The organism is Schauerella aestuarii (genome assembly GCF_009866805.1).
GTDB classification, from domain to species: Bacteria; Pseudomonadota; Gammaproteobacteria; order Burkholderiales; family Burkholderiaceae_B; genus Schauerella; species Schauerella aestuarii.
This window is the reverse complement of record NZ_SIZW01000041.1, coordinates 577,241-599,399: the sequence shown is the minus strand read 5'-3', so window position 1 is coordinate 599,399 and position 22,159 is coordinate 577,241. Positions and strand designations below refer to the sequence as shown.

At 63.2% G+C, this 22,159-nt stretch carries 23 protein-coding genes; 12 read left to right on the top strand and 11 right to left on the bottom strand.

Annotation, left to right across the window (positions count from 1 at the left end):
• The first annotated feature begins 4 nt into the window (after positions 1 to 4).
• The 4 genes from EYW45_RS13670 (at position 5) to EYW45_RS13655 (ending at position 3,253) form a co-directional block, all read left to right on the top strand.
• Complete coding sequence (locus EYW45_RS13670; protein WP_161135940.1) at positions 5 to 469, top strand: winged helix-turn-helix transcriptional regulator; 465 nt, start codon at positions 5 to 7, stop codon at positions 467 to 469.
• Between the two features lie 131 nt (positions 470 to 600).
• Positions 601 to 1,404 (top strand): deaminated glutathione amidase, encoded by an 804-nt coding sequence (locus EYW45_RS13665; RefSeq protein WP_202444702.1) that lies wholly within the window; start codon positions 601 to 603, stop codon positions 1,402 to 1,404.
• Positions 1,401 to 2,681 (top strand): aminotransferase class V-fold PLP-dependent enzyme, encoded by a 1,281-nt coding sequence (locus EYW45_RS13660; RefSeq protein ID WP_202444701.1) that lies wholly within the window; start codon positions 1,401 to 1,403, stop codon positions 2,679 to 2,681. The genes EYW45_RS13665 and EYW45_RS13660 overlap by 4 nt, the downstream gene beginning before the upstream one ends.
• A complete protein-coding gene (locus EYW45_RS13655) occupies positions 2,678 to 3,253 on the top strand; it encodes a hypothetical protein (protein WP_161135939.1) in 576 nt (191 codons plus the stop codon). The genes EYW45_RS13660 and EYW45_RS13655 overlap by 4 nt, the downstream gene beginning before the upstream one ends.
• Before the next feature lie 63 nt (positions 3,254 to 3,316).
• On the opposite strand, the gene EYW45_RS24330 is transcribed toward EYW45_RS13655, so the two are convergent.
• Positions 3,317 to 3,517 carry a hypothetical protein gene (locus EYW45_RS24330; RefSeq protein ID WP_202444700.1) on the bottom strand — a complete coding sequence of 67 codons (201 nt, stop codon included), beginning with the start codon at positions 3,515 to 3,517 and terminating at the stop codon, positions 3,317 to 3,319.
• A gap of 163 nt (positions 3,518 to 3,680) precedes the next feature.
• Here EYW45_RS24330 and EYW45_RS13650 point away from each other — a divergent pair, with 163 nt between their 5' ends.
• Entirely contained in the window at positions 3,681 to 4,172 is a 492-nt protein-coding gene (locus EYW45_RS13650; RefSeq protein WP_235939032.1) for an RcnB family protein, read from the top strand.
• A gap of 76 nt (positions 4,173 to 4,248) precedes the next feature.
• Here the strand turns inward: EYW45_RS13650 and EYW45_RS13645 are convergent, their stop codons facing one another.
• The 4 genes from EYW45_RS13645 to glcC form a co-directional block, all read right to left on the bottom strand.
• Entirely contained in the window at positions 4,249 to 5,076 is an 828-nt protein-coding gene (locus EYW45_RS13645; RefSeq protein WP_407924918.1) for an anti-sigma factor family protein, read from the bottom strand.
• Positions 5,073 to 5,585 carry an RNA polymerase sigma factor gene (locus EYW45_RS13640; RefSeq protein ID WP_161135938.1) on the bottom strand — a complete coding sequence of 171 codons (513 nt, stop codon included), beginning with the start codon at positions 5,583 to 5,585 and terminating at the stop codon, positions 5,073 to 5,075. Before EYW45_RS13640 ends, EYW45_RS13645 begins: the two co-directional genes overlap by 4 nt.
• 22 nt (positions 5,586 to 5,607) lie before the next feature.
• Positions 5,608 to 5,985 carry a COG4315 family predicted lipoprotein gene (locus EYW45_RS13635; RefSeq protein WP_161135937.1) on the bottom strand — a complete coding sequence of 126 codons (378 nt, stop codon included), beginning with the start codon at positions 5,983 to 5,985 and terminating at the stop codon, positions 5,608 to 5,610.
• Positions 5,986 to 6,142: 157 nt separating this feature from the next.
• The gene (glcC, locus tag EYW45_RS13630) at positions 6,143 to 6,946 is read right to left on the bottom strand and encodes a transcriptional regulator GlcC (protein ID WP_161135936.1); all 804 of its coding nucleotides are present in this window, start codon (positions 6,944 to 6,946) and stop codon (positions 6,143 to 6,145) included.
• A 231-nt stretch (positions 6,947 to 7,177) separates the two neighbouring features.
• On the opposite strand from glcC, the gene EYW45_RS13625 reads away from it, so the two are divergent.
• The 3 genes from EYW45_RS13625 (at position 7,178) to EYW45_RS13615 (ending at position 10,875) form a co-directional block, all read left to right on the top strand.
• Complete coding sequence (locus tag EYW45_RS13625; protein WP_161135935.1) at positions 7,178 to 7,585, top strand: heme-binding protein; 408 nt, start codon at positions 7,178 to 7,180, stop codon at positions 7,583 to 7,585.
• Positions 7,586 to 7,598: 13 nt separating this feature from the next.
• Positions 7,599 to 9,782 carry a malate synthase G gene (locus EYW45_RS13620; protein WP_161135934.1) on the top strand — a complete coding sequence of 728 codons (2,184 nt, stop codon included), beginning with the start codon at positions 7,599 to 7,601 and terminating at the stop codon, positions 9,780 to 9,782.
• A gap of 154 nt (positions 9,783 to 9,936) precedes the next feature.
• Positions 9,937 to 10,875: an alpha/beta hydrolase gene (locus EYW45_RS13615; RefSeq protein ID WP_161135933.1), complete on the top strand. Its 939-nt coding sequence runs from the start codon at positions 9,937 to 9,939 to the stop codon at positions 10,873 to 10,875.
• A 37-nt stretch (positions 10,876 to 10,912) separates the two neighbouring features.
• On the opposite strand, the gene EYW45_RS13610 is transcribed toward EYW45_RS13615, so the two are convergent.
• Genes EYW45_RS13610 through EYW45_RS13600 form a run of 3 tightly spaced genes read right to left on the bottom strand, consistent with a single transcriptional unit; the run spans position 10,913 to position 13,493 of the window.
• Positions 10,913 to 11,266, bottom strand: a complete 354-nt coding sequence (locus tag EYW45_RS13610) for an Hpt domain-containing protein (RefSeq protein ID WP_161135932.1) — start codon at positions 11,264 to 11,266, stop codon at positions 10,913 to 10,915.
• Positions 11,263 to 12,978: a hybrid sensor histidine kinase/response regulator gene (locus tag EYW45_RS13605; RefSeq protein ID WP_161135931.1), complete on the bottom strand. Its 1,716-nt coding sequence runs from the start codon at positions 12,976 to 12,978 to the stop codon at positions 11,263 to 11,265. The genes EYW45_RS13610 and EYW45_RS13605 overlap by 4 nt, the downstream gene beginning before the upstream one ends.
• Positions 12,978 to 13,493: a response regulator gene (locus EYW45_RS13600; protein WP_161135930.1), complete on the bottom strand. Its 516-nt coding sequence runs from the start codon at positions 13,491 to 13,493 to the stop codon at positions 12,978 to 12,980. The genes EYW45_RS13605 and EYW45_RS13600 overlap by 1 nt, the downstream gene beginning before the upstream one ends.
• A gap of 219 nt (positions 13,494 to 13,712) precedes the next feature.
• Between EYW45_RS13600 and EYW45_RS13595 the strand changes: the two genes are divergently transcribed.
• Positions 13,713 to 15,050 carry a methyl-accepting chemotaxis protein gene (locus EYW45_RS13595; protein WP_161135929.1) on the top strand — a complete coding sequence of 446 codons (1,338 nt, stop codon included), beginning with the start codon at positions 13,713 to 13,715 and terminating at the stop codon, positions 15,048 to 15,050.
• Positions 15,051 to 15,065: 15 nt separating this feature from the next.
• On the opposite strand, the gene EYW45_RS13590 is transcribed toward EYW45_RS13595, so the two are convergent.
• Entirely contained in the window at positions 15,066 to 15,968 is a 903-nt protein-coding gene (locus EYW45_RS13590; protein ID WP_161135928.1) for a LysR substrate-binding domain-containing protein, read from the bottom strand.
• 99 nt (positions 15,969 to 16,067) lie between these two features.
• Here EYW45_RS13590 and EYW45_RS13585 point away from each other — a divergent pair, with 99 nt between their 5' ends.
• Complete coding sequence (locus EYW45_RS13585) at positions 16,068 to 17,231, top strand: mandelate racemase/muconate lactonizing enzyme family protein (RefSeq protein ID WP_161135927.1); 1,164 nt, start codon at positions 16,068 to 16,070, stop codon at positions 17,229 to 17,231.
• Positions 17,232 to 17,236: 5 nt separating this feature from the next.
• On the opposite strand, the gene EYW45_RS13580 is transcribed toward EYW45_RS13585, so the two are convergent.
• Entirely contained in the window at positions 17,237 to 18,205 is a 969-nt protein-coding gene (locus tag EYW45_RS13580; protein ID WP_161135926.1) for a tripartite tricarboxylate transporter substrate binding protein, read from the bottom strand.
• Positions 18,206 to 18,399: 194 nt separating this feature from the next.
• Between EYW45_RS13580 and EYW45_RS13575 the strand changes: the two genes are divergently transcribed.
• On the top strand, positions 18,400 to 19,227 hold the full coding sequence (locus EYW45_RS13575; RefSeq protein ID WP_161135925.1) for a TauD/TfdA dioxygenase family protein: 828 nt from the start codon (positions 18,400 to 18,402) through the stop codon (positions 19,225 to 19,227).
• 53 nt (positions 19,228 to 19,280) lie between these two features.
• The gene (locus tag EYW45_RS13570; RefSeq protein ID WP_161135924.1) at positions 19,281 to 19,493 is read left to right on the top strand and encodes a hypervirulence associated TUDOR domain-containing protein; all 213 of its coding nucleotides are present in this window, start codon (positions 19,281 to 19,283) and stop codon (positions 19,491 to 19,493) included.
• 108 nt (positions 19,494 to 19,601) lie between these two features.
• Here the strand turns inward: EYW45_RS13570 and EYW45_RS13565 are convergent, their stop codons facing one another.
• Complete coding sequence (locus EYW45_RS13565; RefSeq protein WP_161135923.1) at positions 19,602 to 21,908, bottom strand: FdhF/YdeP family oxidoreductase; 2,307 nt, start codon at positions 21,906 to 21,908, stop codon at positions 19,602 to 19,604.
• Between the last annotated feature and the right edge of the window lie 251 nt (positions 21,909 to 22,159).

The window sequence follows — 22,159 nt, the reverse complement described above, 5'->3', positions numbered from 1 at the left end:
AAAAATGCGTGAACTCGACCGTACCGACCTGAACATCCTCGACATTCTGCAGAAAGACGGCCGCATTGCGATCACCGAACTGGCGGCGAAAGTGAACCTGTCGACCACACCGTGTTCCGAGCGCGTCAAGCGGATGGAACGCGAAGGCGTCATCGAAGGATATTACGCGCGGCTCAACCCCAAAGCGGTCAAAAAAGAGTTACTGGTTTTTCTCGAAATCAACCTGTCGGCAAAGTCCGGCGATGTGTTCGACAAAGTGCGCCGCGAGCTGCTGCAGATTCCCGAAGTGCTCGAATGTCATCTCGTGTCGGGTGAGTTCGACTATCTGGTAAAGGCACGGCTGCCGGAGATGCGCGCCTACCGGAAACTATTGGGCGAGCTTCTGAAACGCCTGCCGGCGTCGGCCACGTCCCGCAGTTATATCGTGATGGAAGAAGTGAAAGAGTCGCTTTATTTATCGTTGACGTGACCGGCATTCGCCATCCCGGTCAACCGGGCTGCGGCAGCATCGTCGTCCGCCCCACACGCCGCCTTCCGGCGCGCCCTCCCTGGGCGGTTACTCTAGTGCATTCACCGCTCGGTTCATAGGATGGCACGACCATGTTGAAAGTTGCTTTGGGCCAGTTCGCCGTCGGCCGCGAATGGCAGGAAAACGCGGACACCTGCGTAACCTTGATGGCATCCGCCCATGCGGCCAACGCCCAATTGCTCGTGTTGCCCGAGGGCATCCTGGCGCGCGACATCACCGATCCGGATATCGTGCGCAAGTCGGCGCAACCGCTCGACGGCCCGTTCCTCTCACAGTTGCTGGCGGCCAGCGCCACCAACGACATGACGACGATGATGTGCGTGCACAGCCCGACGGGCGACGGCAGGATCCACAACAATCTGATCGCGCTGCGCGCGGGCAAGATCGTTGCGCGCTATATCAAGCTGCACCTGTACGACGCGTTCTCGATGAAAGAGTCCACCAACGTCACGCCCGGCACCGAGGTGCCGCCCCTGCTCGACGTGGGTGGCTTGAAGATCGGCCTCATGACCTGCTACGACGTACGGTTTCCCGAACTCGCACGGCGTTTGGCGCACGATGGCGCCGATGTGCTCGTGCTGCCCTCGGCGTGGGTCAAGGGCCCGCTGAAGGAAATGCACTGGGAAGTGCTCGTTACCGCCCGGGCGCTTGAGAACACGTGCTACATGGTGGCGGTGGGCGAGTGCGGCGAGCGCAATATCGGCGCCAGCATGGTGGTGGATCCCTTGGGCGTGGTAACCGCACGCGCAGGTGAGGCGCCCACCTTGTTCTTCGCCGACATCGACCCCGCGCGCCTGGCGCATGCCCGAAAAGTGTTGCCGGCGCTTGAAAATCGCCGCTTCGACCGGCCCGAACTCCGAAAGGAAAACACGTGACCGTGCGCGGCGATCGCGCCGCAGCGCTGACCGCCACCTCATCGTCCCACTCCCCTTCCGTCTCGTCTTCCGTGCCTGGGTCCACGCCTGCGCTGGATCTCCGGCGCATCCTGACCGACACGCCGGCCGCATCGCATCGCGCCTATCTGAACAACGCGGGCGCTGCGCTGATGCCGCGTGTGGTGGTGGACACCGTCAAGGCGCATATCGATCTTGAAACGACCGTGGGCGGCTACGAAGCGGCGGCCTTGGCCGCCGATCGCCACCAACAGGTCTATGCGAGTGTGGCGACGCTGCTCGGCGCATCCCAGGACGAGATCGCACTCACCGAGAACGCGACCGTCGCGTGGCAGATGGCGTTTTATGCGCTGCGCTTTGCGCCAGGCGATCGCATCCTGACGGTGCAGGCGGAATACGCCGCCAACTATGTGGCGTACCTGCAGATGGCGCGCCGTACCGGCGTCAGCATCGAGGTCATCCCTAACGACACCTGCGGCCAAACCGATGTGGCGGCCCTGGCGCGCATGATCGATGGCCGCGTCAAACTGATCTCGGTTACCTGGGTGCCTACCAACGGCGGTCTGACCAACCCGGCGGCGGCCATCGGCCGCATTGCGCGCGCGGCCCGCATCCCCTATCTGCTGGACGCATGCCAGGCCGTGGGCCAAATGCCGGTCGACGTCGACGCACTCGGCTGCGACATGCTCTCGGCCACCGGCCGGAAGTTTCTGCGCGGCCCGCGCGGCACGGGTTTTCTGTATGTGCGGCGCGGCATGCTCGAACAACTCGAGCCGCCCATGATCGACCATTTTGCCGCGCCCTGGACGGCCGTGGACACCTATACGTTGCGCAACGATGCCCGCCGATTCGAAACCTGGGAGAGCAATATCACCGCGCAATTGGGGCTTGGCGCGGCCATCGACTACGCGCAGGCGCTCGGGTTGCCCGCGATCGAAGCCCGTTGCCATGCCCTGGCGCAGCGACTGCGCAATGGCTTGAACAGCCTGCCCGGCGTTACAGTGCACGATCTGGGCGAGCGGCCCTCCGCCATCGTCAGTTTCACTCTCCCCGGCTTGGCGGCCTCGACCGTGGTCGGATTTGCGCACCAGCAAAAAATCGCTATCGGATCGAGCGATCCGTCGAGTACGCTGCTGGATGCACGTGCCCGGTCATTGCCCGCCGTCGTGCGCGCATCGCCGCATTACTACAACACCGAAACCGACATCGATCGACTTGTCGCGTGCTGCGACGCTCTGCTCCAAGGCACCCAACCATGACCCATATCATTCCCACGCCTGAAGCACTGTTGCGTCGCTACATTCGCGCCAAGGACGAGAATCGTCCCCACCTGATGGCGCGAACGTTTGCGCCCGACGCGCGCCTGCAGATGCATCTGCAGACGGAGACCATTGCATTCCCCGCCGAATCGATCGGGGTGGACGCGATTGCGGACACCCTCGTGCGCGACTTCGGCCGGCAATACGACAACGTGTACACGTTTTACGTCACCGGCAGGCGCCCGCTGGCCCATACCGAAACGTTCGCCTGTCCGTGGCTCGTCGGGATGACGGAGAAAGCGACGGGAAGCGTGCGCGTCGGATGTGGCCGCTATGAATGGACCATCGACGCGCAGCGCGCTTGCGTGACCGCATTGACCATCACGATCACGCATATGTCGGTGTTGCCCGCGACGTGCGCCGAGTCGATGTTTGCCTGGCTGACATCGCTCGGCTATCCGTGGACGCCGCCGCAAGCGATCTTTGCGCACGCGCCTGCCGATGAGGCTTTCGCGCCGGTACTGGATGCGCTACGCGCGGCCTGCGAACCGGTGGGCGCGATCCCGGCCTGATCTGGCGATGAGCGCGGGCCATGACGCGCCCCTCAGACGCCATCAGGGCTAACGAAGGGCCGCTTAGCGTCCGCGCGGGCCCCCAGGTCCGCCGCCGTCGTAGCCCCCACGGCCGCCACCGTCATAACCGCCGCGGCCGCCTCCACCACCGCCATGATGCGGACCCCACCAGCAGCAGCCGGACATCGACACCGCCAATAGAAGCGCCAAGGGCGCCAACGTCAGCCGTCGTGCGTGGCGTGTGAGCGTAGATGCGGGCTTCATGCTGTACCTCCAGTCGAAATGACGATGACGTCATCGTAGGGAGCGGTACCCGTAAAGTCATCAAGCGTTTAACGTGCTTTCCATCGCCGGAACTTGCTAACCGGCGCTCCATCGTGCCTGCACATTTGCTTCCTAGAATGAAGCCATTTCAACGCTGGGAAAGATGATGAAGACACGTCTGATATCGCTGCTCGTGGCGGCTGCCTGCACGGTGGCGAGCGCTGGTGCGATGGCGCAAGGGCGCCCCGACGACGGCCCCGGCGCACGCGGCCCGGGCGGCCCCGGTGCACAACAGGGCGGCCCGGATCGCGGCGGCCCGGCGCGGGATCAGGATCGCGGTCCCGGCGCCGGCCCTGGCTCGGATCGTGGCCCTGGGCCCGGCGCAGACCGCGGCCCCGATCGCGGTCCGGGAGCGAACCGCGGTCCCGATCGATATGACCGCGGTCCGCAAGCGCATGGTCCTGGACCGGAACGTTGGGCGCGCGGCGATCGCGTGCCGCGCGATTACCGTGGCCGCGAGTACGTGATTGCCGATTGGCGTCCGCATCATCTCGATGCGCCACCGCGCGGCTATCAATGGATCGGCGTGGGCGCGGATTATTTCCTGATCGGTATCGCCACCGGCATCGTGCTGCAGTCCGTGATATCGCGTTGATTGAGGCGGCGTGCGGTATGCGCTGCCGACCGTCATGAGAAGAAAGCCATAGGCTGCACGCGCCAATGCGGAAGACTCAACCCAACTGGCGATAGACCTCTTCAGAAACCCGCAGCAGCTCCGCGCGCTCGATATCGCCTGATAGCGCGTAGCCGAACTGTTCGTCTACCCAATAGAACACGTTGACCTCGCCTTCACGTGAAAAGCGGAACGCCGATTTATCGCCAGCGGCTTCGCGCGTTACGTAGAGGGTCAGGCGGCGGCCGTCGTTGGCCGAGTACATGAATTGCGCCACCGGCCCGACGCCGCCGGGCAGCAAGCGTCCGCCCACCAACGCATAGCCCACGTCGCCCAAGTGCGGCGGCCGCACCGTCGCGCCCAGCCGCTTGGTCAACCAGGTGGCCAAGGCCTGTTCCTGATCGGCGCCCACCTCCACCGGCCGGCGCACCTCCGGTGTGTACACGGCATGCGCGACAGCGGCGCGATGCACGAAGCCACCCAAATCGCCTGCCTTCGCAGCGGCCGCGCTCGCAGGCGCCCGTACGGCCATGGCGCGTTGATCCCATTCGCCCCGCACCACCCAGGCGCCAACGCCGCTCGCCACGGCCATCAGCACGGCGGCCGCAGCTGCGAGCCAGCGCGGGGGCCGCGCCGGCGGGCGGACGGCAAAGCGCAGCGGAATCGCCTCATCCGCCACCGGATCGTATGCCTGCTTCAACATCTTTTTCTGACGCGTCCACGCCTCGATGTTTGCACGGGCATCAGCGTGCGTGGTCAAGAACACGTCGACCTCGGCACGCCGGCCTGCGCTCAATACGTCATCGACGTACGCGTGCAGATCGGCTTCCGTAATCGGTGAGCCGGGGGTGGCCTTCAGCGTCAGCATGTCCTTGTCTTTCATCATTTCACCCGCCGTAGCGGCGTTACCGGTTCGCGCCCCGCCATCATGGCGGCCAGGCGCTCACGGCCGCGCGATAAGCGCGACATGATCGTTCCCACGGGCACGTCGAGCGCGCGGGCCGCTTCCTTGTAGCTGAGTTCTTCCACTGTGATCAGCAGCAGCACCGCGCGAACATCCGGATTCAAGCGTTGCAGCAATCGATCCAGATCGCGCACTTCCAGTCCGTCCGATTGCTGCGCCCGCACCGGCATGGCCGCAATCGCGTCGTCATCGTGAACGGTGTCGCGCAGGCGGCGCGCACGCACACCGTCGATGAACACGTTGTGCATGATGCCGAACAACCACGCGCGCAGCTCGCCCTGGCGCCGCCACATCGAAAGGCGGCGCCAGGCGTGCTCCAGCGTGTCTTGAACCAGATCGTCGGCGCGCGCGGCATCGGCGGTCAACCCGCGCGCATACCGCCGCAAACTTGGGATGCAAGCGACGATCTCGGCTTCCTGCCGCGCACCCATACGAGGGCGTCAGCCGAACGGCTTAGGGTTTGACGACGTGCCAGACGTCCTTGAACTTGTCACCCGTCTTGTCGCCGGCTTTCGTGTCCTTGGCGAACAGATACAACGGCTGCCCTTTGTAGGCCCATTGCTTGCCGCCGTCATCGCGCGTGACGATGCTCCAGTCGCCCGAGGCCTTTGCATTGGCATCGGCCATCACGGGCGGCCAGGCCTTGGCGCAACCGTCGTTGCACATGCTTTTGCCGCTGCCGGCCTTGTCGTTATCGAACGTGTATACGGTCATGCCGGCACTGTTGACCAACATGCCATCCTTCGCCTTGGGCGCCATTTCGGCGTGAGCCGACGCGGCAAAGAGGCTGGCGGCAGCCAGGGCAAATGCTGCAGTTGTACGAATCGTCATGATGAACCTCGCAGTGTGAAAAAGGGGGGACCACAACCGGATAGACGGACAGCCTACGCCGTTTATTCCGTTCGCTGCGAAGATATTTTTTACGCGCTGATTTACGCTCGGCCACTTACGCCCGACCCCTTACACCCGCCCCCTTACGCCCAGCCTTTTACGCCCACCCCTCGAGCCGCAACGTCGATCGCACCAGCCGTTGCTCGTCCTGCTCGATGTCGTTCAAACTATCCCGCACGCTTTCCACATGGTCGATCGCGGCCCGGCGCGCCTGCTCGGGCAAGCGCCCCGTCACCGCATTGAAGAGATCGGCATGCTGCATATCGATCATGCGTTTCTGCGGCTGGCGATGATAGAGATTGTTCACACAGGCGAACACCGACGTCAGCATCAGATCGTTGAGCGATTGCTGCGTATGCACCAGCACCGAATTGTGCGAGGCCTGGCATACCGCCAGATGAAAGGCATGATCGAGCCGCGCATGCACGGAGGTGTCGGCATCTTGCGATTGTGCCTCCAGCATGTCCTGGTACCGCCGGCGGATCATGATGAAATCGGCATCGGTGCCGCGTGTGGCCGCCAGGCGGGCCGACTCGCCCTCCAATAGCGCCCGCACTTCGAACAGGTCGTACAGGGTGCGCGGTTGCGAGCTGAACAGATGCATCAGCGGCGAAGCATCCAGGCGCGTCATTCCCGATACGATCGAGCCTTTACCCTGCGCCGTGGTGATGATGCCGCGCGCCCGCAGCAATTGCAGCCCTTCCCGCAACGCACTGCGCGATACGCCGAGCTTTTCGGTCAGGCGCCGCTCCGACGGCAGCAACTGCCCCGCCTTCAGCACACCATCGACGATCAACTGTTCGATCCGCTCGGCCACCGCATCGGCGACCTGCCGCGTCGGTGCGGAGGCCGACGCCGTGGCCGGCACATCGGCGCCTGGAAGGGGGGACGAACCGTACATGCAATCTCTCTTCTACTGGTCATACCAGTTTATCTGGTGCGGGCACGGCGAACGAATCCGCCATGCAATCCACTGATATTAAAGAGGATCGTACGGCGACGAGCAAGCGAACACGACCATAAACTGGTATGACCAGCGCTCGGCACGGTGGACAGGCCGCGTGCAGTTGGCGATGATGGTGGCGACACCGCATCTTGCGGCTCCCCCATCCGATCACTGGAAAAACAGCTCATGCAGACCAAAGCCATCCTCGCTCATTCCGACGTCGCCCGCATCCTCACCGCCGCCAGACGCGTCGCGCTGGACAACAAGTGGGCCGTGACGATCGCCGTGGTCGACGATGGCGGCCATCCGCTGGCGCTCGAGCGCCTGGATGGCTGCGCCCCGATCGGTGCCTACATCGCGACCGAGAAAGCGCGCACGTCGGCCTTGGGCCGCCGCGAGTCGAAAGGCTACGAAGACATGATCAACGGCGGCCGTACGGCGTTCCTGTCGGCGCCCATTCTGCAAGGCACGCTGGAAGGCGGCGTGCCCATTGTGGTCGACGGTCATGTGGTCGGTGCCGTAGGCGTCTCGGGCGTGAAGTCGGATCAGGACGCGCAATGCGCCCGCGCCGGCGCACAAGCCGTCACCGCCTAACCAGGATTTCGCCATGACAGATCGTATCGACCGCCACGGCCTGCAGGTCGCGGCCACCCTGCACGCCTTTATCGAAAACGAAGCCCTGCCCGGCACGGGGCTGGAAGCCGATGCCTTCTGGCAAGGCGCCGCCAAGCTCTACGCCGAACTGACGCCGCGCAATCAGGCATTGCTTGCCGAGCGCGACCGCCTTCAAGCGGAACTGGACACCTGGCATCGCGCGCATCCCGGCGCGATCGCCGAACCTGCGGCCTATCGCGCGTTTCTGGAGGAGATCGGTTATCTGGTCACGCCCCCTGCAACGGTGCAAGCCACCACGCAAAACGTCGATATCGAGATCGCCACGCAGGCCGGGCCGCAATTGGTGGTGCCGATGTCCAACGCGCGTTACGCGTTGAATGCAGCCAATGCGCGCTGGGGCAGCCTCTACGACGCGCTATACGGCACCGATGCGTTGCCGGAAACGGGCGGCGCCGAGCGCACCAAGGCCTACAACCCGGCACGCGGCGCCGCCGTGGTCGCCTACGCCCGCAAGGTGCTCGATCGCGCCGCCCCGCTCGTGCGCGGCTCGCACGCCGACGCCATCGGCTATCGCGTGGCCGACGGCAAGTTGCTGGTCACGTTGCCCGAGGGCGAGGTGCAACTGGCACAACCCGAGCGCTTCGTGGGTATTCAAGGCGATGCGGCCAAGCCCGCCGCCGTGTTGCTGCGCGTCAACGGCCTGCATCTGGAGATTCAGTTCGACGCCACCCATTCCATCGGCAAAACCGACGCGGCGCACATCAAGGACGTGCTCGTGGAAGCGGCCATCTCGACCATCATGGATTGCGAGGATTCGGTCGCCGCGGTGGACGCCGCCGACAAGACGCTGATCTATCGCAACTGGCTGGGTTTGATGCAGGGCGATCTGACCGAGTCGGTGACCAAGGACGGCAAGACGTTCACGCGCAAACTCAATGACGACCGCCGCTATACCGCTCCCGATGGCGGGGAGCTGGTGCTGCATGGCCGCTCGCTGCTCTTCGTGCGCAACGTCGGCCACTTGATGACCAATCCGTCGATTCAGGACGCGCAGGGTCAAGATCTGCCCGAGGGCATTCTCGATGCCATCGTCACCAGCCTGGCAGCCCTGCACGATCGCAAGCGCCGCGGCAACTCGCGCGAAGGCTCGATCTACATCGTCAAGCCGAAGATGCACGGTCCGGACGAAGTGGCCTTCGCCAACACGTTGTTCGACCGTGTGGAAGACTTGCTCGGCTTGCCGCGCTACACGATCAAGATGGGCATCATGGACGAGGAGCGCCGTACCAGCGTCAACCTCAAGGCCTGCATTGCTGCGGCCGCCAACCGGGTCGCCTTCATCAATACGGGGTTCCTGGACCGCACCGGCGACGAGATGCATACGGCCATGGAAGCCGGTCCGATGCGCCGCAAGGGCGATATGAAGAGCACCCGCTGGATCGCCGCCTACGAGCGCAGCAACGTGCTGGTCGGTCTGGCCTGCGGCCTGCGCGGCCGGGCTCAGATCGGCAAAGGCATGTGGGCCATGCCCGACCTGATGGCCGCGATGCTCGAGCAGAAGATCGCGCACCCCAAGGCCGGCGCCACGACCGCATGGGTTCCGTCACCCACGGCCGCCACCCTGCATGCCCTGCACTACCACGAGGTGGATGTGGGTGCGGTGCAAACCCGCCTGCAGAAGGAGGCCGGCGGCGACGAGCGCGATGCGCTGCTCGATGGTTTGCTCGACGTACCGGTGGGCGACCCTTCGCAATGGTCGGCCGACGATATCCGCAGCGAACTCGACAACAACGTGCAGGGCATCCTCGGCTATGTGGTGCGCTGGATCGACCAGGGTATCGGCTGCTCCAAGGTGCCGGACATTCACGACGTGGGTTTGATGGAAGACCGCGCCACCTTGCGCATCTCGAGCCAGCACATCGCCAACTGGCTGCGCCACGGCATCGCCACGGAAGACCAGGTCCGCGAAACGTTCGAGCGCATGGCGCAAGTGGTCGACCAGCAGAACGCCGGCGATCCGCTGTACCGCCCGATGGCTGGACCTGCGGACAGCTCGCTGGCGTTCCAGGCCGCGCAAGCCCTGGTATTCGAGGGGCGCGCCCAGCCCAACGGCTACACCGAGCCGTTGCTGCACGCGTACCGTCTGCGCTTGAAGGGCGAGGCCGCCACCGCTTGAAGCAACGCCGATGAGGCCTGCCGGTCTGCCCGACGGCAGGCCGGTGGCCCTCGGTCTGCACCACCCACAGCGCCGCTCACCGTTGCGCACTGCAGTACTGGTCAGATCGGCAGGCGAGGCTTATCCTTGAGGCACATTCGTATCGGATACTGCCATGGATCGCCGCCGCTTTATCGCTCGCACCGCCGCTTTTTCCGCCATCCCGTTCCTCGCCCATGCGGCCGACGAAGCGCCCGAGTCCAAGGTGTTCCTGGACTACACGCAGGCGCAACTCGACGCGGCTTATACGCAAGGGGATTGGGCACCCAATGCGAAAGCGCTGATCGATGCGTACGACACCGACAGCGCGCGCGTGCGCGAAAAGTATCCGCCCCAGACACTCGCTTATGGTGCCGGGGATGCCGAAACGATGGACGTTTTCGGGCCGAAGGATGCCAATGGCCGGCCCATCGTGATGTTCATACACGGCGGCGCATGGCGCTCGCTGAGCAAGGCGTCGGTGTCGGCCCATGCGCCGCTCTTCGTCGACAACAACGTGATCTACATCGCGATCGACTTCAATAATCTGCCCAACAACACCCTGCCCGGCATGGCCGAACAATGCCGGCGCGCGTTGATGCGCATTGCCCGCGTCGCGTCCACATTCGGCGGCGATCCGCAAAAAATCTACGTGGCCGGCCACTCATCCGGCGCGCAACTGGCCGCAGTGCTGCTGACCACCGATTGGAGCAGCCGGGGCGAATCGTCATCGATCATCCGGGGCGGTATTCTGCTGAGCGGCCCGTACGACCTGAAACCCGTCATGCTGTCGTCGCGCGCCAAGTATGTGAAGATCACCGATAGCGAACGCGACGCCTTGAGCGCCGCAAACGGCCTCGACCGTTTACAGGCGCCCGTGCTGGTGGCGTGGGGCAGCGAAGAAAGTCCGGAATTCAAGCGTCAGGGTCGGCAATTGGCCGATGCGATCAAAGGCCGCGACAAGCTCGTCGACGCCATGGTGCTCGACGGACTCAATCATTTCGAAGTGCCCAATCAACTCAACCGCCCCGATTCGGCGCTCGCCAAAGCGGTGCTCAAAATGGTAACGGCCTGACGCGCGTCGAAGCCTCCCTATTGGAACCGCCACGCCATTACGCCCGGTCGCTGCGTGCCAGATAGGCGTATGCGTCCTGGCGCCATTGCACGGTAAGGCTGTGGATGACCCGCAGCAACGCCGCGACGGCGGCGGCATCCTCGTTCAATGCCGCCTGCTCCAGATGATGAAACTTCATGGCGATCACTGGTGCACCCACCGTGGCGGCACTCGATCGCAGCGTGTGACCGATCTGCGCCACCACTGACCAGTTCGACTGCAGCACCGCATTGCCGGCTGCGGCATATTGCCGCTCGACGTTCTCGCTGAAGGTGTCGACGATGCGAACGACGAATTGGCGCCCGCCCATATCGAAAAACTCATCCAGCGGATGTGCAAAGGCATTGATCATTCTTGACTGCCGGATTCACCGCGTTTGCGGCGCTGCGCGACGGCCGCCGTCACCTGCGCCAATCGCGTGGCCGTCGCGGGCTTTTCGACAAAGCCACTGAACGGGCTGTCCTCGCCATCCGCCAGCGGCGCGAACTCGCCGGTCAGCGCCACGATATAGGGCGCGCGGGCGCCGAGCTTGCCCCGAATGGTGCGCGCTGCGGATTCGCCATCGATATGACCCATGCGGCGATCCATGAAAATAAGATCGTAATTGCCGAGCGTTGCGCGCCGTACCGCCGCTTCGCCATCATCGACCGTGTCCACACTGTGACCGGCGCGCTCGAGCATCCAGGAAACCGACAGGCGACAGGTGGGATCGTCATCGGCCACCAGCACGCGCAGCGGCGTCACCCGCGCCACCGCATCGGCGGCGGCCACCTGCTGCGGCAGGCCTTCCATCGCCGGTGCCTGCCGGCACACGATACTGAAGATGAAGGCCGTTCCCACGCCGCGCTGCGTTTCGGCCCGGATCGCACCGCCCATCAAGCGCGCCAGCCGCAGGCAAATGGCCAATCCCAACCCCGTGCCGCGAATGGTTTCGGAAGCGCCCAATGCAGCGGAGGAGAAGGGCTTGAACAAATTCTGCTCGGCCGTTTCGGATAAGCCGGGCCCCGTATCGCGAACGACGATATCGAGCGTTGTGATCGCGCCGGTGCGCCGCGAGGCGCCGATGCTCACAACGATGCCGCCCGTGCGGGTGAATTTGACGGCGTTATTGATCAGGTTGAACAGGATCTGCTGAATGCGCACCGCGTCGCCGTTGAGCATCAACGGCGCGTCGGCCCCTTCCACATTGAGGTAGAGCTTTTTTGCCTGTGCCTGGCTGGTGAACAGCGCGGCAGCCGAGTTGACCAGGGCCGCCAGGTCGAATGGCAATACCTTCAACGTTATCGCGCCGGCTTCGAGTGACGACACATCGAGCGTATCGTTCAGAATCCGCAGCAAGTGATCGGTACTGAAGCGCATGGCCGACGCCAGGCTTTTCGCGCGTTCGGCGCCATCGGCGCTCTCGAACATGGCGATCAGTCCATTGATGCCTTGCAGTACCACGCGCACCTCGTGCGTGAGGGTGGCAATGAAATTCGCATGCGTCTGGATTTGCGTCACGGCCGCATCGCGCGCGCGGCGCAACTCGGCCTGTGCCCGTTGCCGCTCGGCCAATTCGTTGCTCAACCGCGTGCCGGTCACCCGCAACTCGATCGTGTCGGCCACGATCAACGCCAGGTCGCGCAATGCCTCGCGCTGCGCCGAGGTCAATACCCGGCTCTCGCGATCGATCACGCACAATGTGCCCAGCGGGCGGCCCTGCGCTCCAACGAGCGGCACGCCGGAATAAAACCGGATGTGCGGGTCGCCCAGCACCAGCGGATTGTCCATGAACCGCGGATCCTGCGCGGCGTCTTCAACGGTGAATACGTCGTCCTGGAGCACTGCATAATTACAGAACGCCCACTCGCGCGGCGTGGATTCGACGTCCAGCCCGTGATGCGACTTGAACCATTGGCGGGTAGCCGTCAGAAGCGATACCAATGCAATCGGCGCGCCGGTGATCTGGGCGGCAATGCGCGTAATCCTGTCAAAAGCGGGATCGCCCGGCGTATCCAGAATGCCAGTGCGAAGCAAGTCCTCGAGTCGCTCCGACTCGTCAGGACGGACAGGAAAAGCGGTCATCAAGCGTAAGCGGACGGGTGATTCAGGCGTGTTGCCACGTACTCCCGGATATCGTTGCCGGATAACGGTTTATAGAGCACATCGAGATTGTCGGGCAATCCGCCTGCCGCCACGATCTCGTCCTGCGTCATCCCCGTCAATACAGCAAGCGCTGTATGCGACAACCGCGCATCGGCTCGGATGTGACGGATCATCTCGAATCCGTCCATTCCCACCATGCGCAAGTCGGTCAAAATCAGATCGGGATGAACCTCACCGATCTTCATCAGCCCGGTAAAACAGTCCGCTTGCGCAAAAACCTTCACACCAGTGAGCGTTTGCAACGCCTGTTCGTAAACAGCCAAAAGCGTAGGATCGTCTTCGATCAGCACGACTTTGCGCGACAGATCGGCAACATTGCCCTTGCGTTGAGCAAGCAGCTTCAATACAGAGCTACGGCGCACTCGCCGATGCCCGCCGGGTGTTTTCCAGGAGTCGAGCGTACCGGCTTCTACCCATGTCTGTGCGGTGCGCACCGACACGCCTAAAAGTTCAGCAGCCTCTCGCGTCGTTATGATGGGATCGCTTTGGTCCATAAATGAAAGTATTTTTTTAAGCAGGCAGCAATCAATCCGAACTCTACCAGAGCATCCGTGAAAAAACGCAACGATTAGAAATCAAATGACGTTTGGCAAATTCGGCAATCATGGAATAATCGGCATATTCGCGATTTTCTCATCCTAAAAGAGTCCACCATGCTGCCCTTCGGTTTCGGTCGTTTCCTCGGGCGCAGCACGCGCGCTTTGCCCGATACACGTGGCCTGGCCACTGCATCAGCGGTTGCGCAATACGATGCTGAGGGATACATCACCCGGGTAAACGATGCCTTCGCCGCTTTGCTGGGCCGGGCACCGGACGATCTGATCGGTGAACACGCGAGCGCAATCAGCATAAATCGTGCAGGACGTGACAACTTCCACACATTGTGGGCAACCTTGCAAGCCGGGCAATCGAAAAATCGGCGCGAAGCCTTTCAGCACGACGATGGCTATCCGTGCTGGTTGGCATCGACATATGTCCCGCAATACGACCGGCGTGGACGACTGCGCCATGTGATCCAGATGGCGGCCGACATCAGTGCCGATCACGTCACACAAACGGATCTGGCGGGACAGGTCACCGCCATCGGCAAGGCGCAAGCCGTGATCGAGTTTGCGCTAGACGGCACCATTCTCACGGCCAACAGCCACTTTCTCGCAGCCATGCGATACACGCTCGAAGAACTGCAAGGGCAGCATCACCGCATTTTCGTGGACGATGCCACGCGCGCGTCGCCGCAATACCGTACGTTTTGGGACAAACTGGGCAGCGGCGCCTACGAACGCGGCATCTATTGCCGGCGCGCCAAGGATGGCAGCGACGTATGGATCCAGGCCAGCTACAACCCGATCTTCGACGCGGAGGGCCGGCCCTTCAAGGTCGTCAAGTACGCCACCGACATCACTCGCGAGATCGCGGCCACGCAAACGCTCGAAGGCATCGTGCAAAACATGGTCTCCGTGGTGCGCGACAACGCGCATCAGGCCGAAGCCGCCGACAGCGTGGCGATCCGGGCCGCCCAGGTGGCACGCGAAGGCGGTGCCACCGTCAAACGCGTCGTGGCGTGCATGGATGCCATCACCGCCGAATCGGCACGGATTGCAGGGTTCACCGGCACGATCGACAGCATCGCCTTTCAAACCAATATCCTGGCGCTCAATGCCGCTGTCGAAGCCGCCCGCGCGGGTGTGCATGGCAAGGGATTTGCCGTGGTGGCCGCCGAAGTGCGTGCGCTGTCGCTGCGGTGCGCCGAGGCAGCGCGTGAGATCAAGCGCACGGTCGACGACTCGACGACGCAGGTTCAGGAAGGCGAGCGACTGGCTCGCGAGGCCGGCGTGACGATGGAAACGATGATGACTGCCGTCGACGAGCTCAAGCAGATCATGAGCACGATTCGTGGCACCGCCGAAGCCCAGGCAACCGGCATCGCTGAGGTCAACAACGCGATCGGGATGCTGCAGTCGAGTCGCAGCGCCACGCCTGCACTGACCTAGCCGACGGCCGCTGCGTCACGCCGCCTGCAATAACGCGCGCCAGAACGTTTCGGCTGCCGCAGGCAGCGCCGCCCTCGGCCGATAGACCGAGATCCCCAACGGAATGCGCCAGCGCGCGTCACCGACGACCGCTAGCCGTTGCGTGGCCAGGGCATCGTCGATCAAGCTCAGCGGCAGGAAGGCTACGCCCCGGCCTTCAAGTGCCATCGACTTCAGCACGGTCGCCAGGTGCGCCGTCATCACCCGCACCACGCCGCGCTCGGCCAACGCCGCCTCGTGCAGCGTACGCACGATGCGCCCCAACCCCGACCCCGCCCCGTAGTCGAGCAGCGGCAACGCGGCCTGCCCGCGCGCATCCAGCGCAAAGCGCAGATCGGCGGCATGTGCGGTGCTCGTCGCCGGCACCAGCTCGTCGGCGCCTACCGCCACATGAATGAAGTCCTCTTCGGGCAACAACCCGGCCACCGCAGCATGGGTGTGGCAGAGCATGAATTGCGTGTCGCCCGCCAGCATGGCGCGCTCGCATCGCTGCACCACGTCGGACACCAACTCGATGCGGCCAAGCGGGGTGCGCGCTTCGAGTCCGCGCAACCACCCCGGCAGAAACGTCAATGACAATGCATGCGTGGCGACGAACTTCAGGGTCTCATCCTGCGCGCCCGCCACCGCGACGGCTTCAGCCGGCAATCGCCCGACGCGCTCGACCAGCCCGCGCGCCACCTCCACGAACCACTCGCCTGCAGGGGTGAGCGCCACGGGCTGCGCGCTGCGATCGAAAAGTTCGACGTCGAGCCATTCTTCAAGCGCGCGCACGCGCCGGCTGAACGCGGGCTGCGTCATATTGCGTTGTTGCGCAGCGCGCGAAAAATTACGCGTAGCGGCCAACGCCAGAAAATCGTCTAACCAGGAAAAGTTCATGCGCGATGCGTCGAAAGCATGGAGGGCAACCCAAACGGCATTGGACGCGCCGCTGCCGCCCGCCGATCATGCCACACGACCCCACAGGAGCGCCATGCCATGAAAATCATCGATATCCGCGAAGCCACCAAACCCATCTCTTCGCCGATCCGCAACGCCTACATCGATTTCACCAAGATGACGACCAGCCTGGTCGCGGTGGTCACCGACGTCATCCGCGACGGCAAGCCGGTCGTAGGCTACGGCTTCAATTCGAACGGCCGCTACGGCCAGGGCGGATTGATTCGCGAACGGTTTGCCGGCCGGGTGCTCGAGGCCGATCCCGCCTCGCTCTTGAACGACAGCGGCGACAACCTCGATCCCGATCGCATCTGGCAAACGATGATGACCAACGAAAAGCCCGGCGGCCATGGCGAGCGCTCCGTCGCCGTCGGCACGCTGGACATGGCCGTATGGGATGCGGTCGCCAAGATCGCTGGCAAGCCGTTGTTTCGCCTGCTGGCCGAGCGGCACGGCCGCACCGCCGATCCCCGCGTCTTCGTTTACGCCGCCGGCGGCTACTACTATCCGGGCAAAGACCTCTCGGCCTTGCGCGGCGAAATGCGCAGCTACCTGGATCGCGGCTACAACGTCGTCAAGATGAAGATCGGCGGCGCCACGCTTCAGGAGGATGCCGCCCGCATCGAAGCCGTGCTGGGCGAAATTGGGTCGCAGGCGCAATTGGCGGTCGACGCCAATGGCCGATTCGATCTGGAAACGGGGATCGCCTACGCCAAGATGCTGCGCGAATACCCCCTCTTCTGGTACGAAGAAGTGGGCGACCCGCTGGACTATGCGCTGCAAGCCGCGCTGGCCGAGTTCTATCCCGGCCCCATGGCCACCGGCGAAAACCTGTTCAGCCATCAGGATGCCCGCAATCTGCTGCGTTATGGCGGCATGCGCCCCGATCGCGACTGGCTGCAATTCGACTGCGCGCTTTCATACGGCCTGTGCGAATACCAGCGCACGCTGGAAGCGCTGGCCGTGGCCGGCTGGTCACCCTCGCGCTGCATTCCGCATGGCGGCCATCAAATGTCGTTGAACATCGCGGCCGGATTGGGCCTGGGCGGCAATGAAAGCTACCCGGATCTGTTCCAGCCGTACGGCGGGTTCCCGGATGGCGTGCGCGTGGAGGACGGCCATATCGTGATGCCCGAACTGCCCGGCATCGGCTTCGAAGGCAAATCGGATCTGGCCGCCGTCATGCGCGATCTGGCGCACTAAACGCGTTACTCCACCACCGCGCCGGAATCGCGAACCACCTTGCCCCACTTTTCGATGTCTTCGTCGAGCACCTTGCCAAACGCCTGCGGCGAGGTGGCGTAGGGCACGGCGCCCTGCGCGGCGAATTTGTCGATCATGGCGCGGGTTGCAAGCAGTGCGTTCACGTCGGCATTGATCTTGTTCACCACGGCGGGCGGTGTGCCTGCCGGTGCGAACAGTCCAAACCAGGGGCTGACGTCAAACCCGGGATAGCCCGATTCGGCGATCGTGGGGATCGTGTCGTATCCCGGCGCACGTTTTGCGCTGGTGACGGCAAGCGGCACGAGGCTGCGATTGTCGATGAATCCTTTCACCGACGGCATGCTTGTAAACACGACCTGGATCTGTCCGCCCATCAAATCCTGGATCGCGGGCGCCGCGCCCCGATAAGGCACATGCGTCATCGACACGTGCGCAGCCGCGTTGAACATTTCACCCAAGAGATGATTGACCGAACCGTTGCCCGCCGAGCCGTAGTTGATCTTCTGGCGCTTGGCGGCCGCAACCAGATCGACCAGGGTCGCGATGCCCGCGTCGGGCCGTGTCACTGCGACGAACGGTAATGTGGCGAGCGTTGCAACCGGGGCAAAATCGCGTTTGGGATCGAACGGCAGATTGCGGTAGAGCGCACCGTTGATCGCCTGATTACCCACATAGCTCATCAGCAGCGTGTACCCATCGGCAGGCGCACGTGCCACGGCTTCCATGCCGATGTTGCCGCCTGCGCCCGCGCGGTTTTCGATTACCACGGTTTGCTTCCACTGCTCACCCAGCGCCTGCCCCATGATGCGGGCCAGCGTATCGGAGGCGCCCCCTGGCGCCTGCGGCACGACGATCCGCACCGTCTTGTCGGGATAACCTTGCGCGCCGGCGCTTGCCGCGGCCAGCGCAGCCACTGCACAGCCGACTGCGTAAAGCAGGTGTTTGATCTGCATGCTTGTCTCCTCGTTATTGTCGGCGGGCCGGTGGACCGGCGCCTGCCGGCTGCTCGCGCCCGTCGAATACCGGCCAAAAAGGCCCATACGCGGCAAGTCACAGCAACGCTATGATGATACAAGCGGTCTGACAAAAGGACGGCATAAAAACGCATGACTCGGCACGCGAGCCATGCACGAGGAGACGAGTCATCATGCAAGTGAAAAAAATCGCGGGCGCGCTCGGCGCCGAGATTACGGGACTGGATCTGACGCAAGGGTTGTCGGCTGAGCAGGCAGCCGGCGTGCGGCAGGTGCTGCTCGACCATCAGGTCATTTTCCTGAAACGGCAACCGCTTACGCCATCCCAATTTCTCGCTTTCGCAAAGGCCATGGGCGAGCCCATCGAGTATCCCTTCGTGAAAGGTCTAGAGGGCTTTCCGCAGATCATCGAAGTCAAGAAACTCGAACACGAACGCGTCAACTTCGGCGGCATCTGGCACTCGGACACGACCTATCTCGAAGCCCCGCCAATGGGCTCGATGCTGTTGTCCAAGGAAGTACCGCCATATGGCGGCGACACGATGTTCGCCAATCAATACCTGGCTTATGAAAGCTTGTCGGACACCATGAAAGGGTTGCTTGACGGGCTCATCGGCATCAGCAGTTCTGCCAAGGCCGACGTCTCCAAAACGCGCGAAGACCGCGTGAAGACCGATGGCAAGATGGATGCTACGCCGACTGAGTTTCGTGCCGAGCACCCCATCGTGCGCACCCACCCCGAAACGGGCCGTAAGTGTCTGTACGTCAATGTGGCACACACTGCCGGCATCAAGGGCATGACGGACGACGAAAGCGCGCCCATCTTGAATTTCCTGTTCGCGCATCAGATCAAGCCCGAATTCACCTGCCGCTTCGTCTGGGAACCCGATGCCATTGCATTCTGGGACAACCGCTGTGCGCAACACAACCCGGTCAACGATTACCACGGGTTTCGGCGCGTGATGCAACGCATTACGCTGGAGGGCGATCGTCCGGCTTGAAACTTGCCTTCCGGTGGTCGTCATCAACGCCAAGCGGCATCGGGAGCATCGGAATGAGCACAACAACGTTCAAGGTCGGCGACCACGTGACGTGGAACTCGGAAGCGGGCCACATCACCGGCAAGGTCAAAAAAGTGCATCACAGCGATTTCGAATTCATGGGCAAGACGCGGCGCGCTTCGAAAGACGCGCCGCAATACGAAGTCGAAAGCGACAAGACCGGCCACTTGGCGGCCCACAAAGGGGACGCGCTGAGCAAAAAGTAGGCACGTTGCCGGGCTGCGCCGGCGATCAGGCTGGGGGGGCGCATAGCGCCGCCTACGTGCGCACCCGACTCCGTCGAGCGCGCACTTCCCACACTGCCGATACGCCTGTCACGAGACGGCGGTGGCCGTTGCGCGGGTGAGCCTGACGGGAATCGACTTGTACCCGGGCACCTTGCTTCCGACAGCATGGTGAAACAGCGGCACCAGCGGATTGCATTCGGGGTAATACCCGGCCAGGCAACCCGCGGGCAGGTTGAACGGCTGCAAGGTGAAGTTACTGACCGAACGTTCCACATCGTCGTCGCACACGGTTCGCACGTCCACCCGCGCGCCCTCCTCGAATCCCAGACGTGCCATGTCGTCGGCATTGATGAGCAATACGCGCCGCGTGCCCTTGATGCCGCGAAACCGATCGTCATAGCCATACACGGTGGTGTTGAACTGATCGTCGCTGCGCATCGTCATGAGGCGCATGACCTGAGCGCCTTCGAAGGTCAAATCGGGGTTCTCGTTCAAGCTCGGTGGGAAAATGAAATTGGCCCGCTTGGTGGGCGTGGCCCATTCGCGATGACAAGCCCCCAACGGCCGATGAAAGCCGCCCGGTATCCACATGCGCGCATTGAAGTCATGAAAGATCTCCGGCAGCGTTTCCGCGATGGCGTCGCGCACCCGGCTGTAGTCGTCGACCCATGCTCCCCATGGCACCCGATCGTCGTCATCGGGCAACGTGGCGCGTGCCAGTGCGGCCACGATTGCCGGCTCGGACAGCAGCGTATCGGCGGCCGGCGTGGCACGACCGCGCGAGCCGTGCATGCATCCGGTGCTGTCTTCCATCGCCACGGACTGCTCGCCGCTGGCCTGCCGATCGACTTCGATGCGCCCAAGGCAAGGCAACACGTACGAGGCCTTGCCGTGCACGACATGACTGCGATTCAGCTTCGTGGCGATCTGCACGGTCAATTCCAGTTCGCGCCAGGCTTCTTCCAGCAGTGCCGTTTCCGGCGCTGCGCGCACGAAGTTGCCGCCCAGCGACACGAATGCCTTCACGCTGCCATCGAGAATGCCTTCACAGGCCTCCACGGTGTTGCGGCCCGCATGACGCGGCGGCTCGAAACGGTATTGCTCGGCCAGCTTGTCGAGCGGCGCCAATTCGGGCTTTTCGGTAATCCCAACGGTGCGTTGTCCCTGCACGTTCGAATGCCCACGCACCGGACAGACACCTGCGCCGGGACGACCGATGTTGCCGCGCAGAAGCAGCAGATTGACCACCATCTGCACGTTCTCCACCCCGCGGCGATGCTGGGTGAGTCCCATGCCATAAACGCCCATCACCGCCTTGGCCCGGCAATACACGCCCGCCGCGGCTTCGATCGCCGCGCGCGACAAGCCTGATTCGGACTCGATCTCCGGCCATTGCGTGGCGCGCACGAAAGCAATGAAATCGTCGAACCCATGCGTGTGCTCGGCAATGAAGGCGTGATCGATCACCGCCGACTGGCCTGATGCGCGCGCGGCATCGTCGGCGGCCACAATCGCCTTGCACATACCGGTAATCGCTGCGATGTCGCCACCGATCTTTACCTGGTGATACTGCGTGCTGATCGCCGTTTCGCTATGCGTGAGCATCTCCACCGGCGATTGGGGATTGGTGAAGCTCACCAATCCCGGCTCCCGGATCGGATTGAACGTGATGATTTCGGCGCCCCGCCGCCGCGCCTCTTGCAAGGGATGCAGCATGCGCGGGCTGTTCGTCCCCACGTTCTGGCCGAAAAAGAAAAAGCAGTCCGTCTGCTTGAAGTCTTCCAGTTGAACCGTGCCCACGCCCACACCGATCGACGCCATCAGGCCCACTGCGGTGCTTTCATGGCACATGTTGGAGCTGTCGGGCAGATTGTTGGTGCCGTAGAGCCGGGCAAACAGCTGGTACATGTAGGACGTTTCAAGCGAGGCGCGACCCGAGGCATAGAAAATCACGCTGTCGGGGTCAAGGCGCCGCAGGCGTTTGCCGATGTCGTCGAAGGCCGCCTCCCACGACACACGCACATACCGATCTGTTGCAGAATCCCAACGCATCGGCGTGGTCAGACGACCCGCATTCTCGAGGTCGTAATCCTCCCACGTCAGCAATTCGGCCACCGTATGCTGATCGAAGAACTCAGGCCGAACGCGACGCGAGGTGAGCTCCCACGCAGTTGCCTTCGCCCCGTTCTCACAGAACTCGAAAGTCGACGGATCGGCCGGCTTCGCCCAGGAACAACTGATACAGGCAAAGCCGTCCGGCTGATTCTGGTGTTTCAACGCTTGCATGCCGGGCAGCACTGCCGACTCTTTGATCAGGATGCCGGTTACCGCTTTCAGTGACCCCCATCCGCCCGAGGGCGTGCCGACGTCGCGCTTATCCGTGCTTTCAGTCATCTGTTATCTCTTAAAGCCAATTGACAGCAAAGTGATTAATACGCGCTAGCCTTTTAGTAACTGCGCATCGAACGCCCTTCATAAATGGCATGAAGTAGGCTCTAATCGATTTATCAGCACCTGTTCCAGCACGCGTCATGCCGAGCCGGAACCGCACGCCAATCATTATTCGAACGTGCAGGCAAGTCTGACCCTCGCCGGATGAGACACATGAGCGAAATACACGACCCCCAAACCCTTCGACCTGCCGA